Consider the following 18,632-nt stretch of genomic DNA (forward strand, 5'->3'; position numbering starts at 1 on the left):
GTAAAAAAAGAGAAGCACCGTCTCTTACGATTAACGAACCGTAAGAGTAGGGCGCTTCCCTTTTTTTATCCAATATTCCGCACGTAGTGCGGCTTTAAACCATCGAAGTGAGCGGCAACGCTTGTTAGCCTGTACCTCCAGACCACGCCGAATGACATACGGCAGCAGAGAAAGTCCCGCATTTTCAATCTGAATCCGCTCGGAATGATCTGCAAACAATCGGCCTGGCACATCTGGCGGAGGTGTTCCTTTTCGGCAATAATACAGCGTGGCGGCCAAACTATAGATATCCGATACAGGCCCCTGCTGCGAACGATTAGAGTAAAATTCCAGCGGAGAATAGCCCGCCGTGGTGAAGATCGGATGCTCTTTACCTTCAAAATGCACAGCCGAACCAAAATCAATCAGCTTGATCTTGCCATTTTCCCCAATCATAATGTTACCCGGCTTAATATCCCGATGAATAATTCCTTTGTCATGAATGTACTCCATGGCATCAATTAAAGGTAGCAGCGTATGGTACAAAAAAGTGGGATCATACGTTGGCACAGCCTCTTCTTTCATCATTCGATCCAGTGTCTTGCCTGCACAGTATTCCATGACCAGATAGGCAGTTCCATTTTCCTCAAAGTGATCTATATAACCGACAATTCCCGGATGACTTAACTCCTTCAACATTTGCCCTTCACGCAAAAAATAATGCATAAACTCCACGTATTTGGATTGCATAGAAGCACCGCAAGTGACCGTTTTTCGATCCATCCCCCGCAAAGCCAGTGCATTCGGAAAAAATTCCTTCACAATGACCTTTTCTCGGTTATCCAACAGCCTTGCCGTATACACGATGGCCAGCTCACTGCGGGACAAGGCGCTTCGAATTTGATATGTATTTCGCAGCTTCGTATTGCGGGCAAGCAGATTCCCGCTTGTATCCACGATCATGACTCGTCCTCCTGTCAGGTTCTTAGCTTATGTCTTTTGTATATATCGGCTTATTACACATCTTTTTATTATACCGTAAAATAGATTATTGGAAAAACAAATAACCTGCCATAATCTCCCTTAGAGAAATGATGACAGGTCTTTTGGCATTCATCTGGTTCTTTTTTCTCAAATCGTTTAACCCAGTTTCGTTCCGGGCTTCATGCTGCGCACACTGTTCGTATTTTTCTTCCGTTCACTGCGCAGTTTGCCTTTGCCTTGTTCTGGAGTGCGAATGGTGAGGGCAATTAGGAACGATACGACACACAGCACAGCAATCGTGGTAAAGGTCGGGATGAATCCACCGAGCAAGGCTGCAATAAATGACCCCGCCAGCGCACCGAGGCCAAAGCCTTGATACACAATACCATAGTTTTTGCTTTGATTTTTCAGACCGAAGAAATCAGCTACGATGGCAGGAAAGACTGTAATGTTGCCGCCGAAGCAAAAAGCAATTCCTGCTACACAGGCAAAGAACAAACCATAATTCAGCGGTACCAGACTCAGCACTGTAACTGCGACCGCCGTTGTTAATAGAGCACCCGCTACTACTTTCAGACGACCTACTTTATCCGATAGCGCACCTAAAATGATCCGACCCGCCGTGTTAAAAATGGCGACCATAGCGACCGCATTAGCGGCTGTTGCTACATCTAGACCGGCCATCCGTACGCCGATATCCTTGACTACTCCAATCAGGTAGAGACCACTCATACAAGCGGTAAAGAACATTACGAACAGCAGGTATGCCTGCTTGGTGCGCAGCATTTCTTTAACGGTGTAGTCCCGCTGTACAACCCCATTTTGTACCGAAGGCTTGTTCACGACTACAGCTTCTCTTACCAGGAAAGAACCACCCACAATCATGATCAGCACGATCATTCCCCAATATAAAAACGCTTGTGATACGCCAACGGACTGAATCAACGAACCATTAATATACTTGAATATAAGACTGCCTGTTCCATATGCCCCAACCGAAATACCGGAAATAAGTCCTTTTTTCTCAGGAAACCATTTAATCAGATTCGACAGTGATGTAATATATGCCGTTCCATCCGCAAAACCTACGACAATACCCGCCAAAATGTAAAGCAGGGACAGCGATGTTACCTGCGAACTGAGCATGAGCCCTGCTCCTAACACGACACCTGCACACAAAATCAAACGACGTAGTCCCCATTTATCCTGTAGTTTGCCTGCGAATAATGTAGCAAACGCCAGTGCAAAACTGGTAATTGAAAATGTAATGGCAACCGAACTGAGATTCCAGCCAAAGCGGTCCACCAACGGTTGATTAAATAAACTCCATGTGTAAATGGTTCCTAATCCCATCTGGACAATTATCGTTCCAAGCACGACAAGCCAACGATTTCCGCTGTTTGTTTTCATATAAATCTCCTCTTTTCATTCCGGCTCTACAGCGTCAGTTTGTTATCATGATAACCGGGAATCCAGTACGCTTTGCGCCTGTGGAGGAGCAAGTCTGTAAGGATTCTCTCTACATCGATTATTATAACCCTGCATGTTAGCCAGAAATCGTTTGAGGAATGAAATGCACATATAGCGGAATGAAATGCCTTTAAAGTCGCATAATTTGCCGAAATTCCTTGGCTTTACTACGGCTCACCGGAATCTCTGCTTCTAGTCCACGCAAACGCAGGAGATACGTATGGTTGAACCAAGGTACAATTTCACGGATCTGCGATAGATTCACCGTGTATGAACGGTGACAGCGGAAAAAGTCCTGCTGCGGCAGCCGGGCATGAAATTCCGAAATGCTCATCGGCATCGTATATTCTTCGTGCCTTGTAAAGACACGGGTCACCTTTTCCTGCGCACACGCATAGTAAATATCGTTCGCATCCGTCACAATGATTTTGTCATTTTTCAACAAATTAATACGACCTGGCGCAGCAACAGTACTGGCTTCAGCAGCTCGGGATTGTGCAGTCTGGACAGGCTCCTGTATTGGAACGTTCTGCTGCTCATAAGCATTTTCCAGCTTGCGTAGCATAGATGCGATCCGTTTTTCATCATATGGTTTGAGGATGTAGTCGAACGCCTCCAGTTCAAAAGCCTGCGCCGCATGTTCTTTATAGGCGGTCGTAAAAATAATATAGGGCTTTTTGGCAAATTTGCTAATGTTCTGTGCCAGCAGCATCCCGTCCAATGAAGGAATGTTAATGTCCAGAAAGATCGCGTCCGTCTCCTGATCTTGCAGAAACCGAAAAACATCTAGCCCATCCTCGAAACTATCGGTCACCTCAATGTTGCTATGAGTCTGAATAAGATACTCCAGCTCTTCACGCGCCGGAAGCTCGTCTTCTACAATTATGGCCTTCATGACTTCTCCTTTGGTATGTCAAAATAGACTTCGGTGCCCGGTTCATGCTTCAGAATAATAACTCCTTCGCCGTACATAAGCTTGAGTCGTCTGTGCACATTGTACAAGCCGATCTGTTTAGCCGGAACCCGATCATGATACAGGTTATCCACAACATCATCCCGTATACCTACCCCGGTATCTGCTACAGAAATACGCACCATTTCTCCACGATCCTTTACAGAAATAGTTACTGTACCTGTCCCCTTTTTCTTGAGAATTCCGTGATTAATCGCATTCTCAACCAGGGGCTGGATAATAAGACTTGGAATACGCACAGACACCTCATCCATTACATACTCTACCTGAAGTCGGTTGCCGAAGCGTGCTTTTTCAATTTCCACGTAATCAGACACCTGCTGAAGCTCCTTATGAATTTCGATCAAATCATCATTCAGCTCCAAATTATAGCGCAGATAGCCCGATAAATTAATGATCAGCTCTCGTGCCTTATCCGGCTTGGTGCGTGTCGTAGAGGCAATGGCATTCAGCGCGTTAAACAGAAAATGAGGATTAATTTTCGTTTGGAGCGCCTTTAGCTCGGCTTTATTCGCCGCTTCCTTAATTTGCTCCACACGCGACACTTCCATTAACGTGGAAATGATTTGAGACAAGCCAATTGCCATCGTCTGCAACGGATACGTGATTTTATAAGCTTTGCGATAATAAATCTTCAACGTGCCGGTTACTTCTCCGCGCTCCTCTAACGGGATAATGAGCAGAGACTGGATTTGGGGTGTTTTATCGTCTGCAATATGGTTGCGGATCGTGATTTTACCGCTGCGGATCGTCGTTTTAGTCACATCGCTAATGATCTCATCTCCGATGTGATAACGCTCTTCGCCAAAACCGACATAGGCCAGCACATCTCTGGTATCCGTAATCGCCACCGCGTCTGCCTTGATATCTTCTTTTATGATCGAACAAATGGTATGCAAGGATTCCGCATTAATGGAGCGAAAATAAGGCAACGTCTTATTGGCAATATCTAGCGCCAGCTTGGCCTGTCTGGCCGCGATATTCTCCTTTTCCCCCTCCACACTCTGGATCAACAGAACGATTAAACCGATACTGACTTCTCCGATAATCATCGGTAGACCAATTTTAGAAACGATGTCCACTCCAAGGTTATGGGGTTGTGCCATTACCAGAATGAGCAGCATCGTTAATGCTTCGCAGACCATACCTGCGGCGATACCGACTAGCCATCTCTTGGAACGGTTGACCCGGCGGCCGATGTATCCTGACACCACACCTGCCAAAATACTCGTAATCAGACACGGAATCGAGGTCACTCCCCCGATATCAATTAGATAACGATGGATACCTGATACAATACCTGTAACGATCCCAACCCATGGTCCGAACAAAATACCGCCTGCCATAATTGCAATGATTCGAACGTTAACAAGCGAACCTTCGACTTCAATCCCGGTGTAGGTGCCGAACAGCGCAAACATACAAAAGATCAATGTTAATATGGCCAGCTCTGCCGGAGAATGGCTGTTCTTTTGCAAGGTTTCCTTAAACCGCGGGATACGTGTAATAAAAAATAAACAAATCAGTAACAACGCTGCGCGCTCAAATAGCTGCATCAGCATTTCCAACAAGGCGTTCACCTGCGTTCCTCCCAAATAAAAACGGATATGCCTACATAGGTTGTGTTATCGTGTACGTCGTTCTACACACCATACCCAAGTATCATCAAGCCACATACAAATAAAATAATAACAAATATATTATCAACAAAACTCGGCATGTCAGGTTTCGGCATAAACATGCCCGAACTATTCAATTTAACAGGGACGGAATTCGCAGCCCATTGAATGACGGATATAAAGCGCTCCATCGTATATATCACTCCGCTACCCAATAGGCTCAACACGCCGATCAACAAATATTTAAGCTCCATAAGAATTTATCCCCCCTTAGTTACAAAGCATTTAAACTGCCACAAATTATACCATCAACTTCCATCTAATTATAGCTTCTAGAAATCCCATCTTCATTTCCCTTCTTCAAACACAGTAAAAAACCGGAGAGTACCGCTAGATAGCGATAATCCCCGGATCTCTAGTCCGATAATGAAGCATTTCGGTTATTTGCTTTTGCTGATTTCGGTAGGAATGTTGTCCTCCTTCTGATCATGTACCAGTTCTTTTAATTGGATAATCAACGCCTCCAGCTCACTAAACCCGGTCACCATATTGGAGGTTATATTTCGTTGCTCCTCTACTCCAGCCAAAATTTGTTCTGACGCTGCACTCGCTTGTTCCGTTACACTTGAAAATTCCGTCATTTCTTGAACAACCTGAGATGAGTATTGCTGCATGCTATTCGTACTGTTTTCCACATCTACGGCCTGCTGCAGCACTTTATTGGCATTTTGCAGGATATCCTCCAGTACAATTTCGGTCGAATGTGCCGATTCCATACTTTGCTGTAGCCTTTGCTGTCCCATGTCAAATTGACTTACGACAGAATCCATCTGAGTTCTCAGTTGAGTCAAGATACCTTCCATCGCCACCGAGCTGTTCCCTACCATTTCAGCCAAATTACGCACTTCTCCAGCCACGATGGCAAATCCTTTTCCATGTTCTCCCGCTCTGGCGGCCTCAATGGATGCATTCAAGGACAGCAAATTAGTTTGTTTTGAGATTTGAGTAATATCTTTAAGCATGGCAGACATGCTATCACTTTGTACTTTAAACTCATCCAGTTCTTCTTTGGTACGACTCATGACCTGACCCAAATCCTTGATTTGAGACGTTAATGCCAGCAGTTGACTGCTCCCTCTGTCCCCGGCATTTTTCGTATCTTCGGAAAGCTGCTTCAGTTCTCGGGAATGATCAGCTACCTCTCGCACGTGCCGGTCAGATTGGGCCAAGTTATCCGTAACCTCGGTGATATTCGAAGCTTGCATTTCTACCCCTTTGGCAACCTCCTGAAACCCGATAGCGACTTCATTCGTCACGCTGCCCGTAGCATCCACTTGATTCCTGAATCGTTCTGTAAAGTTATGCAATCCAGCCACTGCTTGTTTAACTTGCTCAAACAGAAATTCAATTCGTTGCCTTGTAGCATCGATATCTTTATTTTGCTCTTCACTTTTCTTAAACTGCTTTTGATTTAATACCGATACCACTAACAGTAGCAAACCAATGAGTAAAACAATAATAAACTCATGCACATAGCGCAAAGAACCGGTAGCTGGGGGAACTGGGGGCGTACCGATTGTTATTTGCACAAAAATATTACAGAGATTTAAGGTCATAGCTACCAGAAAATATCGGTAAGACGGATACAGCAAAAACAAAGAGCAAATTAATATGGTGGTCACTACCTCGACGCTAGATAAGTTCAAAAATATACACATTAATACGCTAAAAAACGTAGTAATCCACGGAATAAGGCGGATTCCTTTCTTTTTCATATTCAGAATCGTTAAAACTGCCGCGACGACAAATCCTACACCATTAGATACCCACATCGAGGGATTAGATAATGCCGGGACGATGCCGCTCAAGGCCATAATCCAAAAAATAATGATCACCAATTTGTTTCTTTGCCACAACAATTCACTCGTTCTGTCCATGATTGTGTACGCGCTCCTTAGATATATATTAGGTATTTATAAAATAAAAATGTAAATGCCATACTTTATATATCGTCATATCAGAACACGTAGTGAATGAAAATCGTACAAACACTCCACATTCCCTTTAATTTCCAAATTACAACAGAACAATTTTAAAGGGAAAGAGTATGTAATCGTAAATAAATGAATGAATGCAAAAAATCGCCCCCAGACAGGGAGCGATTTTGAATTCATTTTTGATGACTTCGCAATTGGAAAAGGTTCATATACCAACTGACAACATTAGGATTCCTTGTTTTCGGAAGCCTCTTTAGCGCCTTCGGTTGCCGCTGCATCACCTTCCACAGCAGCATTTTCCACTTCAACTGCACGCGGAACGATAATAGAAGCAAGCAGTTCTTCTTCAGGGACGTGCAGTGTTACTCCTTTAGGGAGTTTCAAGTCGCTAGCGCTCAGCTTGTCGCCAACATCCAGTGCGGATACATCCACCTCAATGGTAGATGGTAAATCAGCCGGAAGACCTTCGACTTCTACTTCCGTTTCCTGAACTTGCAGAATACCGCCTGTTTTTGTACCTACAGGTGTACCCTGATAATCAATAGAAACACGCACGCGAAGCGGTTTGTTTTTGGCAATTTTCAAAAAATCGGCATGCAACCATTGGTTGTCACGCTGTTGATAATCTTTAATAATAACTGGAATGGTTTCTCCACCCTCTACAGTGAGGTTGAACACCTCTGAACGTCCGGTTCTGACTACTTTATTAAATTCCTTGGCATCGACATGTACAGGGGTTCCTTCAAGCTCAGAGCCGTAAACCACAGCTGGAATCCGTCCTTTTAACCTCAATTCACGAATAGCCGAACCCTTCTTCTCTGTTCTCGGCTGGGCGGTCAGTTGAATACTTCCTCCATTAGAACTCATGATATACAACCTCCTTCAGGTTACCTTACAAATGATTTTCCTCCAAGAATCTTGCCTGTTTACCAGTCGTACTACAGGATATAAGCCAGCAAGCTGGCAAAACTAAACAAGTCCATAATTCTATTTTACCCCTTTTTTCTGAAACTGACACACGTTTGCATAAAAAAATAGCATTTCTCGAAATGATCGAAAAATGCTACTTGCGTGTATATAGCGACCAAGCATACAAGTCTATCCGGCCCGATTATCATTTACCAGTAGCAAATATTCTTCTCTGCCACTATGAATCAATACCTGCATCACAGACTGGTTCGGGTCTATATCAATATATCGATCTGCCTCCACATCCTTAGCATCCCAGTGATTAAGCCGGACAATGTAGCCGATTCGCTGTATATCAGGGGCCACCTGAATACGCGCTACTGCACGACCATCATCCAAATCACGGAATTCGACATGTCCGTCGCGGTGCCCCGTTCCCCATACCCATACGTTCCAGCCAGTGTATTGCCGATCCGCACGCTCGTAGATCAGTTCAATCGTGCGAAATGGGGCGACTTCACTATCTTTTCCAAGCTGGACATCTGTCAACGCTATGGCTGTACCTGCAATTTCTTGATCTGTCCCTTCATCCGAGTCTTCCAATTCGTTCTCCGCCTGACGATTAGCCTGATCTTGTTCAGTCACAAATGAGACTCGTGCAGGTTCTTCCTGATCATATAACACCATCATCGACCAGCGTGATACGGTTACACGATGGCCTACGACTTCATACCGTGTCTCATTACCAGCCCCGTGTGCGTCCACGACCACATGCCAACGATCCGATTCCGCAGGCAATGCTATCGTCTGCTCTGCATCTGAGCCGTTATAAATCACCACAATATGATTCCAGGCATCACCGTTAGCATGGTGCCTCAAAGCAAAAGCCACCACATGCCCACTGCTTTGCAGCACTTCCATGTGCTGCTCCACCAGCTCACGATGATCCATTCGGAATGCCGGGTGGCTGCGTCGCAAAGCAATTAAGCCTTGGTAGTAATCAAACACTGGGCGAAACCTCGCCTTGTTATCCCAACGGATGGCATTCACCACATCTGAGCTTCGGTAGCTATTATGGTCTCCACATTTGGAGCGCAGCAGTTCATCCCCTGCATGAATAAAAGGAATACCTTGAGATGTGAGTACCATGCCGTTAGCTAACAGGGACTTGCGTACGGTTTCGTCCTCTAGCAAGTTATTTTCATCCAGTTCCCAATACGGGTCTGCTTCGGCAACAGCTTGTTCAGGTGTCCTCCCATCCTGTGGCTTCCCCTGCTCCCATTGTGGAAAACGACAATGCTCCCGCAAATGTCTTACCGTCAAAATTTTATCCCACAGATTGAGATTATCGTGGGCAGTTACATAATTGACGGTCTCCGATGGCTGAGCTGTGAAATCATGAATAGCCCCAAAAGCACCTTTAAGCACCTGTTCCTCCTGATGTTCTGCACCTGTGGCAAACCCGCTCCCAGTACCGTCGCTATCCCCCTTAATAGCAGAACGGTAGTTGTCGTTAAAAACAGCAAAGCCTTTGTCCCGTTGCGTTCCTTTTAGCGTAAGCAAGGGTTGCGGAGATTCTCCTCCCGTCCAAGGCTCACCATAGATAAGCAGATCCGAACGCACTTCAGAGCGAAGTTCTTGCGTAAGCTGCACCACGGTTGGGGTATCAATCAGACCCATCAGATCAAATCGAAAGCCGTCTATATGATATTCCTCTGCCCAATAGCGTAGTGAATCCTTGATATACTTGCGCACCATCGGACGTTCGGTTGCCACCTCATTACCTACCCCTGATCCATTGGTGAGCTGCCCTTGTTCATCTGTACGGTAATAATATCCAGGTACAACAGGCTCAAATGGCCCCTGTTCCACCGAATAAGTATGGTTGTACACAACGTCCATAATGACACCGATGCCGGCAGTATGCAAAGACTGTACCAGCAGTTTCAGCTCTCGTATGCGTGTCTCCGGATCAGCCGGATTGGAAGAATAAGACCCCTCCGGCACATTATAATGCTGCGGATCATAACCCCAGTTATATTCAGTATCTAATTCCGCAAAGTCATTTACCGTATGAAAATCAGCTACTGGAAGCAAATGAACATGTGTAATGCCCAGCTCCAGCAGATGATCCAGCCCGATGCTGTTCCCCTCAGTATCCTTCAATCCCGTATACGTAAAGGCCTCAAACCGTCCCTGAGCAGCAAATAAGTCTTTTTTCCCCGTATTAAAATGGGTATCCATCGAAAAATCACGTACATGAAGCTCATAGAGAATGGCATCTGTCGGCCGCTTAAGTGTAGGCCCCACATCCAATTCCCATCCGTCCGGGTTGGTTTGAGCCAAATCAATGATCGCTGTACGCTGCCCGTTGGCTGATACCCCTGTGGCATATGGATCGGCAGCATAATGAATGGTGTTGTCCGCCCACTCCAGCCTGTACATGTAATAATATTTGTTCCAGTTCCCTTCCAGCTCTATAGACCATACACCTTGATCATCACGGCTCATGAGAAATTCCTGACCACCGCTGTGCTCCTGAACGTTCCCCTCCTGATCGTACACCCCCGCATCGTTATACAACGCTATATGGACCTGCTGCGCAGTCGGTGCCCATACCTTGAACTTGCTGCCCACAGGCGTATAAGTAAGACCCAAATCATAGCCTTCATATATGGGATATGTTGTGTGCTCAAGCTCTTTGAGCTGATTGAAATCTGACATTCCTGTTCACCACCCATTTCTGTACATCGGCATACAGCCTCTGTTCATCCATCATTTATGATGTTTATGACTTGTCAATATACCTCAGGATTTTGTAAAATCTTCACCTAATAGGCTATCAAAATAAGACAAGCTTGAAAAGCTGGATGATTTAAATAAGGATGACGCTTCCATTTCAACGCACACTCCATTTTATGACAAAACCATGAACAGGCTACAGCTTTTGCCCTCAAGCATAACAATAATTTCCTAGATTTCATCACTTATCGCTAAATAAGTACGTTAAAAAACACGTTAGAAAAGTCAGGACAATCTACGGTTATCCATTTCAAAAATATCGTCTGCAATCCGCATGGTAGAACTTCGGTGCGAAACAAGGACAACCGTTTTATCTTGCTGCTGTTCCTTTAACGATTTTAAAATAATCGCCTCGTTCAGGCTGTCCAAATTGCTGGTAGGCTCGTCGAGCAGTAAGAGAGGCGCATTATGGACAAAGGCTCTCGCCAACCCCAAGCGTTGGCGTTCTCCACCGGACAGCCTGTCCCCCAATTCTCCAACTCGGCTGTCATACCCTTGAGGCAAGGTCATAATAAAATCGTGCACTGATGCCTTACGTGCTGCTTCCACAACCTGCTCATGCGTTGCATCAGGCTTTCCGATTTTGATATTAGCTGCAATTGAATCATCAAACAGGAACGTATGCTGGTCTACATAGCTCTGTAAGCCTCTCAAATGTCGGGTTCCAATTTCCTTCAAATCGTGCCCGGATAGCAAAATTCCACCTTGCTGCGGGTCCCTAAATCGCATCAGCAACTTTAGCAGCGTAGACTTGCCAGAGCCGCTTTTACCCTGAATGCCTAAAATCCGCTTATGCGGTATCGTGAGACTTACATCATTCAGCACCGTTTGACCATCGTATGCAAAAGTCACCTTGTCTACTTGTGCCCCAGTAAAGGCAACACTCATCCCTTCGATATTTTCCTCTACCTCCGGGGTTTCCTCCAATAGACTCAACACTCGTTCCCCGCTAGCCAGCGTTTGAAGCAAATTGTTGGACAAATTGCTCAGTGCGACGACAGGACCAAATGAACTAAACAGGGCAATGACAGAAATTAGCATACCTGTAAAGTCAACGTGACCATTAGACATACCGTACAATCCAGCCAGCAGCATCAAGAATGAGAATCCAACTACAGCCGCATCTGTGATGGCTCTTGTGATACCTTCATGATGCTTCAAGTCCTTCTGCTTGGCATCCAATTGATCCGTACGACGGTTAATCTCATTCAAACGTTGTTCTCCTTGCCCATATTGCACAATTTCCTTCATACCCCGTAAGCTGTCCAAAAAATAACTGCTCAGCTTGCCAAAGCTACTTCGGTATTCCATCCCCTGACGTTTGCCCATACGTGACGTGAGTAAAGGAATAAATAAACCGACAGTTAGGTAAGCAAGCGCAGCAAGCCAGCCTAATAGAGGCTCATAAGAACCGATAAAAAACACCATGAGTAGTGAAGTGATGATGCCGATCATAACAGGCGCTATCGTATGCGCATAAAATACTTCCAGTAGCTCAATATCACTCGTAATGAGTGAAATCAGATTCCCCTTGTCCTTGCCTTCCAATTTGGCTGGAGCGAGTCTGCGCAGGGCTTGAAGTACCTTATCACGCAGTACAGCCAGCAGCTTGAAAGCGAGATAATGACCACTCATTTGCTCGCCATAACGAAATACGCCGCGTAGTACGGCACAAACCACGATCGCCGTCAGCAAAAACGACATGGTGTAGCCTGTCGTGATGCCCGTTGCTGTAAGCAGAGCTAGGGCTCCAAACACTATAATGCCAATAGCACAAACAAAACCAAGCACTCCTGTAACAATCGTGATGAGTAGCACAGGTAAAAGAGGTCCCGCCAATACCAATAATTGGCCCATGATCCGTAATCCATGTCTACGCATATACAGCCCCTCCTTTTACAAACTGCTCTACCCGGTGTTGACTGAGATACATCTCCGCATAATGTCCCTGCTGGCTCAACAGCTCATGATGCGTTCCCGATTCTGCCACCAAACCGTTTTGCAGCACATAGATACAGTCGGATTGAACTACATTTTCCAGTCTGTGAGAGATAAGAATCACTGTTTTTTGACCTGCCAGCGCATGTATAACCTCCATAATGCCTTCCTCACTTTCACTGTCAATGTTAGAGGTGGCCTCGTCAAAAATGTACACACGACTATCATGCAGCAATGCTCTGGCTAGTGCTAGCCGTTGGCGCTGTCCTCCTGACAGATTTGCCCCTTGCTCCTCCAGTTCTGCTTCCAGTCCTCCTTCTGAAAGGATAAAATCATACAGCTTCACTTGTCGCAAAGCTTCCAGCATTTGTTGCTCATCCGCGTGCTCATTGCCCATTTTTAAATTTGCTTCCACTGTGCCTTTAAAAATATAGCTGTTAAAACCGATCCAGGTCATGTGACGCATGCGGCTTCCTTCTGAAATATCGGTAAGCTCTTTTCCTCCAATCGTCAGACTTCCTCGATACCCCTCGTGATGCCCAACGATCAATCCGGCTACCGTACTTTTACCAGAGCCTGATTCCCCAACAATTGAAACAAAGCTGCCCTGGGGAATATCCATGGATATATTTCGTAAGGTATCTCTTTCGTCGTAGGCGAAACTCACCTGTTCCAGTCGAATATCTGTGTTTTCTATGCTTTCTTGTCCTTGTATAAGATCCTCAGTACTCAACATTTGAAATATTTTGTCGCTTGCTGCCATTCCGTTCATAGCGATATGAAAGTAAGAACCCAGCAGACGCAGAGGAATGAAAAATTCTGCCGACAGCAAAACAATGATGATTGCTCCCGCCAAGCCAATATGGCCTGAAGAATATTCGCTTACCGCGACCAGTACACCCGCAGCGGCACCACCAAATGCGATAAGATCCATAATGGCCACGGAGTTAAGCTGCATAGTCAGCACTTTCATCGTCATTTTGCGAAAATCCTCCGCTGCTGTGTTCATTTCCTGATGTTTATCCTGGTCTGTTCCGTACATTTTGAGCGTAGTCAGACCTTGTACATTCTCCAAAAAGCTGTGGCCCAGATTGACGTAACTGCCCCAATATTTCCGAAAAAGCTTTTTAGCCATCCTCATAATGACAATGATCGACACTGGAATTAAGGGAACGCAGATCAACAGTATAATGGCTGCTTTGAAGCTGACAAAAGAGAGGGTGATGAATAACGTTACGGGGGCAAGCAGACTGTAAAATAGCTGAGGCATGTATCTACCGAAATAGGTTTCAAGCTGCTCTACCCCTTCTACAGCAACCTGTATAACCCCCGAGGTGGAGGTATGATCTGTATATGCGGGTCCCATTTTGAGCAACTTGCCGTAAATTTGCGAGCGCAGCGTTTTTTTAGCATTTACCGAAGCACGATAGGATAACATACTGGCTGCATAATTGCTCAGACAGCGAACTGCAATAGCAGTAATAACAATGACCGTCATAGATAGAATCAGCTTGCGAGTCACTTGTCCTTCCCATGCCTGCTGCATAACAAAGGCCATAGACAACACAGCGGCTATACTCCCCAAAAGACCGATCCACTGCACAAGCACACCCAAGACGATATATTTCCGAGAATGTTCCACTAGACCGAGCAGACGGCTGTCGACCATTTTAGACCTTTTTTTCGGAGTAGGGGCAAGTGAAGATGAAGGCGTTATTTCTGCTGCAGCGTTTCTCACTGTTCCGATTCGGAATATAAAGTAATAATATTTAAAAAGGATGACCAAGACGATGAGCGTTCTGCCCCACACATTAGGGGTGAAAATAAAGCCTGTAATCAGCATCGCTGACGCTAAGCCCAATGTGGTGATTTTCGTAGACAGCTTCAACGACCTTGTTTGAACAAAACTCTCTAGATGCTTTTGGTACAGAGCGGTATTCGAAAACCACTGGTGAATCCTTTCGGACCCCCGCATAAAGAAAAAGGTCGCTAGCAGCAGAAACGGTGTAGTCGGTAGCAACGGTAGCACTACACCAATAACTCCAAGCGCCAAAAATAAAAACCCTAAGGTAATATAGATCGGTTTCACTATAATCCTCCCTAATAGTTATAATAGTAATGATTTCATTTTATAGATAATGATAATCATTATCAATATAAACAATTTAAGCAGGTTGTTATGTGATGTAAATCACGCATATAAAAATCCTCTTGAAGCACATCTCTACAGAACACGTTAGTGTTGATGTCGATGCTTTGTCTTCAAGAGGATTTCCGAGAATAGATGTTGATAATTCGTTGTTTTATGAATTTATAATATCATATTGCTCCAATATCTGCCGATGTAACGGGTGATCTGCGGTTATGGAAGTATAACGCGTCAGCGCCACACCCAGTCCTTCAATGCGGATCACCTGCTGAAGCTCGACTGCCTCGGGGTCCTCCGTAATATCAAATTTACAGGCAGCAGCCATTCCTAACGCCAGATGATCCGTCGGGATGCCATACTCCTGCGCTTGCAGCGCGGGACGTACAAGACGGTCATTGGGAGACAGCTTGCGCAACGGTGAACGTCCGACCCGAGTAACATCGTCTGTCAGATTAGGGTTGCGGAAGCGATCCAAAATTTTAGAGATGTACTTCTTATGCTCCCCTTGATCCAAACCGAAGCGCTTCACAAGCACTGCTCCTGTCTCCTCCAGTGACCCTTGTATCGAATCCACCACCTTGCTATCCTTCATGGCCTCCTGGATGGTAGCATAACCTGCGGTATAACCAAGATAGGCTGCCACGCAATGCCCCGTATTCACCGTGAACAGCTTTCGTTCAATGTAAGGCTCTAGATCCTGCACGTACAGGATGCCTTCGATTTCTTCATGCTCAGGTGCCATTTGTGAACGATCCACCACCCACTCGTAAAAAGGCTCTACCTGCACATGTAACGGGTCCTCGTGGTGTTGGATCGGCACAATCCGGTCTACAGCAGCATTGGGGAAATATACCGAAGCCTCTGCCTTGGCACGAGTCGCCTCATCCAGTAGCGCAAAAACATGCTCTTTCAGTTGGGCGCTGCCTCCGATTGCATTTTCGCAAGCAATCACATGCAGCGGGCCTGCCCCTCGCTCCACCCGCCGCGCTATTCCCTCGGCAATACCTGCTGCAATATGCCTGAGGATGCTAACCCCTACCGCGGTCGTTACCAGATCAGCATGGTCTACCGCATCCGCTACAGCGGATGCATCTCTGCCGTCAATCGCCGTTACATTCGTGACCAGCTCCGTATCCTTTGTATCATTGGCTAGCTCTACGGTGTATTGTTTACGACGACGTAACTCGGATACAAGGGTGTCGTTGACATCTGAAAAGACAACCTCATAGCCTGCACGCGACAGAATCAATCCGATAAAGCCGCGACCAATATTTCCTGCTCCAAAGTGGACGGCTCTCATAGCTCCATCTCACTTTCGAACAGATCTATAATTTCCTGTGGGGTCACCGCGTTGCGAAGTTTATCCATATTTTCTTCCTCCGCACACACCACAGCGATACTCGTCAAAATCTCCATATGATCGCCGCCTTGTGCTGCAATGCCGATTACCATGTATGCTTTTTCTTCCCCAAAATCTATGCCTTGTGGAAACTGAACGATGGAGATGCCTGTGGATTGAATAAGCATCTTGGATTCCTTGGTGCCATGTGGAATAGCCAACCCGTTCCCGATATAGGTGGACACGATCTCCTCGCGTTCCAGCATCTTGTCAATGTACTCACTTGAAATATGTCCTGCATCCAGCAGGATTTGTCCAGCCATACGAATCGCCTCATATTTGTCTTTGGCGGTTGCGTTCATTTTTACTTTGTCTATCGTCATAATACTCACGGTAGGTTCCTCCCTGTCCCTAATTTACTGTGGAAAAATTCAGCTAGCTCACTCGATATATAATTGACAATATGATCCCTGCTACCGTGTTCCAGTAGCGTAACCATGTCTTCCTGCAAGAGTAATGCACTAATCTCGCTCAATACCTCCAAGCTTTCTCTCGGCAGCTCACGAGGTCCCAACATGAGCAGCACGCATTCTACCTGTTCGCCTGTATCCGCCAACAGCGGCTCTGCCAGCTTATACAAGGTAAGCGAAGGCTTGCGAATATAGTGGCTGCGCGTATGAACTAAAGCAATGGAGGTATCAGAGATCACCTGACTACCTTGGCGCTCTCTTTCCATGAGCTGTGCAGCAACCGCAGAAGGCTCTGTCACATTCCCCCGCCCCGCCTCCAACATGCATATAGCCTCTACGGTCGCCGCCATATCCATCCCCTGATTTTCCAGCGGATACACTTGAAATTGCTGTACAATGTGTACAATTTCCTCAAGACTTTTCCGCAGACCGGTAAGCCACTCTATATCCTGACCAGGCTGAACAGCCTGTTCCTGCTGATGGTCATTGGGATGATTGAGTGTAATATGCTGGATGAATTGACGCAGGCGATCACTCTCCTCCTGCGTCAGCAACGGGCTGATCTTAAGATACCGATCCGGTTCAAGCGGTAGCTCTACTGTCGAAATGATCAGATCATAATCCTCCTTGGGAATCCGCGCCGCCTCGTACCATGAAGCCCTATCCACAATTTTGATCTGTGGGAGCTCTTTGGCGAGCCTTGTTGCCAAAAGTCTGGATGATCCAATACCGCTCGTGCAGACTACGATGGCCCGCACCTCCCGCCGCAATTGTCGTAGCCGCTCCAGCGAAGCGCCAAAATGCATGACGAGAAATCCGATCTCTTCATCTGGTACTTTCATTTCTGTCATGTCCGCCGCAGCCTTTTTCACTGAGTCGAATAAGCTGCTGTAATCCTTGCGGATTTGCTGAAGGAGGGGGTTACGAATCGACCTGCCTTCCTTCAAACGTTTGAACACCGGGGCCATATGGGCAATCAGTCCTTCACGCAGAACACGGTCCTCTTCCAATGGCGTGCCTGTCTCTTCCTCCACACGACGAATCAACTCATGAACCGACTCCAACAGTACGAGATCATCCAACGGCAGTAGTCGGGTAGAGTGATCCTCGGCATCACGAAATAGCAGCCTGAGATAAGATCGTTCCGGCTCTGGAAATTCAATATCCAGCGCCTCTGACAACTCCGTGCATATGCGTTCCACCATAGCTGTGCGAAGCATGATATTTTCATCTGAATCTGTTTTTAAATACGAGAGAAGAGGATCTATAACATACCCGAGTCGCAGACGTACCAGCGAAACGCAAATTTGAATCAGCAGCTCCATGTATTTGCTTTCCACCATGTTTTCCAACCATTTTTCATGGGGCTGCCAGAGGGCCTTTTCCACAATCAGCAGGTTATCTCTGCCAATCATCTCCAGCAACTTGTCGGCGACACGGGTTACAGAACGAAGTTCTTCCCGGGCTGAAAACAGATCGGATTCATCCAAATATTCGAGAGCCAGCTCGGAAATCGCCCGTCTTTTGTCTGTCTCCCGTCCTGTAATCTCGACCCCGTACCCCCGTCTGCGCACAAGCATGAGTCCACGTTCCTCAATCCAGTCTTGCAATTCGTCTAGATCATGACTGACCGTAGTTACCGCGACTTTCAGATCTGAAGCCAGTGCCAACAGCTTGATCGGCTCCCGTGTATCCAGCAGCATGCAGAGAACCACGATCTTTCTCTCCTCAGCCGAATATTCGTCTGACTTCGTATGCAGCAATTGTTTTCGCAGGCATACAAGCTGAGCTGGATCAGCATCTATACAGATACCGATCCCTGACTTTTTCTCCAGCTTCACCTCATGAGCTGCCAGCCAATGCTCGACTGCGCCCAGTTCCCGATGAACCGTCCTTGTGCTGACATTGATCTTCGTGGCAATTTCTCCGGCTGTAACCTCTTTGGACTGCTCCAGAAGATATTCCACGATGTCACGTTGTCGTTTCGTAATATTCATAAGCGC

Annotated in this window: 13 protein-coding genes; all 13 read right to left on the minus strand. The window is 46.2% G+C overall.

The annotated features are described in order from the left end of the window. Positions 1-30: 30 nt before the first annotated feature. Positions 31-942 (minus strand): serine/threonine protein kinase, encoded by a 912-nt coding sequence (locus BM358_RS19725; RefSeq protein ID WP_028542467.1) that lies wholly within the window; start codon positions 940-942, stop codon positions 31-33. A 177-nt stretch (positions 943-1,119) separates the two neighbouring features. Further along, on the minus strand, positions 1,120-2,373 hold the full coding sequence (locus BM358_RS19730) for an L-lactate MFS transporter (protein ID WP_023989863.1): 1,254 nt from the start codon (positions 2,371-2,373) through the stop codon (positions 1,120-1,122). Positions 2,374-2,563: 190 nt separating this feature from the next. Continuing rightward, positions 2,564-3,328, minus strand: coding sequence for a LytR/AlgR family response regulator transcription factor (locus BM358_RS19735; RefSeq protein WP_023989864.1), 765 nt, complete (start codon positions 3,326-3,328; stop codon positions 2,564-2,566). Next, positions 3,325-4,986, minus strand: a complete 1,662-nt coding sequence (locus BM358_RS19740; protein WP_028542466.1) for a sensor histidine kinase — start codon at positions 4,984-4,986, stop codon at positions 3,325-3,327. Before BM358_RS19740 ends, BM358_RS19735 begins: the two co-directional genes overlap by 4 nt. A gap of 62 nt (positions 4,987-5,048) precedes the next feature. Beyond that, the gene (locus BM358_RS19745) at positions 5,049-5,279 is read right to left on the minus strand and encodes a hypothetical protein (protein ID WP_028542465.1); all 231 of its coding nucleotides are present in this window, start codon (positions 5,277-5,279) and stop codon (positions 5,049-5,051) included. 186 nt (positions 5,280-5,465) lie between these two features. Further along, positions 5,466-6,962: a methyl-accepting chemotaxis protein gene (locus BM358_RS19750; protein WP_028542464.1), complete on the minus strand. Its 1,497-nt coding sequence runs from the start codon at positions 6,960-6,962 to the stop codon at positions 5,466-5,468. A gap of 285 nt (positions 6,963-7,247) precedes the next feature. Continuing rightward, entirely contained in the window at positions 7,248-7,889 is a 642-nt protein-coding gene (locus BM358_RS19755; protein WP_028542463.1) for a 50S ribosomal protein L25, read from the minus strand. 231 nt (positions 7,890-8,120) lie between these two features. Next, entirely contained in the window at positions 8,121-10,655 is a 2,535-nt protein-coding gene (pulA, locus tag BM358_RS19760) for a type I pullulanase (protein WP_028542462.1), read from the minus strand. Positions 10,656-10,958: 303 nt separating this feature from the next. Then, positions 10,959-12,614: an amino acid ABC transporter ATP-binding/permease protein gene (locus tag BM358_RS19765; protein ID WP_028542461.1), complete on the minus strand. Its 1,656-nt coding sequence runs from the start codon at positions 12,612-12,614 to the stop codon at positions 10,959-10,961. Next, a complete protein-coding gene (locus tag BM358_RS19770; protein ID WP_028542460.1) occupies positions 12,607-14,760 on the minus strand; it encodes a DUF454 family protein in 2,154 nt (717 codons plus the stop codon). Before BM358_RS19770 ends, BM358_RS19765 begins: the two co-directional genes overlap by 8 nt. Before the next feature lie 214 nt (positions 14,761-14,974). Continuing rightward, positions 14,975-16,120, minus strand: a complete 1,146-nt coding sequence (locus BM358_RS19775; protein WP_028542459.1) for a mannitol-1-phosphate 5-dehydrogenase — start codon at positions 16,118-16,120, stop codon at positions 14,975-14,977. Further along, positions 16,117-16,551, minus strand: coding sequence for a PTS mannitol transporter subunit IIA (locus BM358_RS19780; protein WP_028542458.1), 435 nt, complete (start codon positions 16,549-16,551; stop codon positions 16,117-16,119). The genes BM358_RS19775 and BM358_RS19780 overlap by 4 nt, the downstream gene beginning before the upstream one ends. After that, complete coding sequence (locus BM358_RS19785; protein WP_028542457.1) at positions 16,548-18,626, minus strand: BglG family transcription antiterminator; 2,079 nt, start codon at positions 18,624-18,626, stop codon at positions 16,548-16,550. The genes BM358_RS19780 and BM358_RS19785 overlap by 4 nt, the downstream gene beginning before the upstream one ends. Positions 18,627-18,632 lie beyond the last annotated feature (6 nt).

The sequence above is a fragment of the Paenibacillus sp. cl130 genome (assembly GCF_900116035.1).
GTDB classification, from domain to species: domain Bacteria; phylum Bacillota; class Bacilli; order Paenibacillales; family Paenibacillaceae; genus Paenibacillus; species Paenibacillus polymyxa_B.

Excerpts from the sequence above, each read along its gene's own strand:
- BM358_RS19725 (WP_028542467.1), bottom strand. The coding sequence starts at position 942 with ATGATCGTGGATACAAGCGGGAATCTGCTTGCCCGCAATACGAAGCTG.
- BM358_RS19730 (WP_023989863.1), bottom strand. The coding sequence starts at position 2,373 with ATGAAAACAAACAGCGGAAATCGTTGGCTTGTCGTGCTTGGAACGATA.
- BM358_RS19735 (WP_023989864.1), bottom strand. The coding sequence starts at position 3,328 with ATGAAGGCCATAATTGTAGAAGACGAGCTTCCGGCGCGTGAAGAGCTG.
- BM358_RS19745 (WP_028542465.1), bottom strand. The coding sequence starts at position 5,279 with ATGGAGCTTAAATATTTGTTGATCGGCGTGTTGAGCCTATTGGGTAGC.
- BM358_RS19750 (WP_028542464.1), bottom strand. The coding sequence starts at position 6,962 with ATGGACAGAACGAGTGAATTGTTGTGGCAAAGAAACAAATTGGTGATC.
- BM358_RS19755 (WP_028542463.1), bottom strand. The coding sequence starts at position 7,889 with ATGAGTTCTAATGGAGGAAGTATTCAACTGACCGCCCAGCCGAGAACA.
- pulA (WP_028542462.1), bottom strand. The coding sequence starts at position 10,655 with ATGTCAGATTTCAATCAGCTCAAAGAGCTTGAGCACACAACATATCCC.
- BM358_RS19765 (WP_028542461.1), bottom strand. The coding sequence starts at position 12,614 with ATGCGTAGACATGGATTACGGATCATGGGCCAATTATTGGTATTGGCG.
- BM358_RS19775 (WP_028542459.1), bottom strand. The coding sequence starts at position 16,120 with ATGAGAGCCGTCCACTTTGGAGCAGGAAATATTGGTCGCGGCTTTATC.
- BM358_RS19785 (WP_028542457.1), bottom strand. The coding sequence starts at position 18,626 with ATGAATATTACGAAACGACAACGTGACATCGTGGAATATCTTCTGGAG.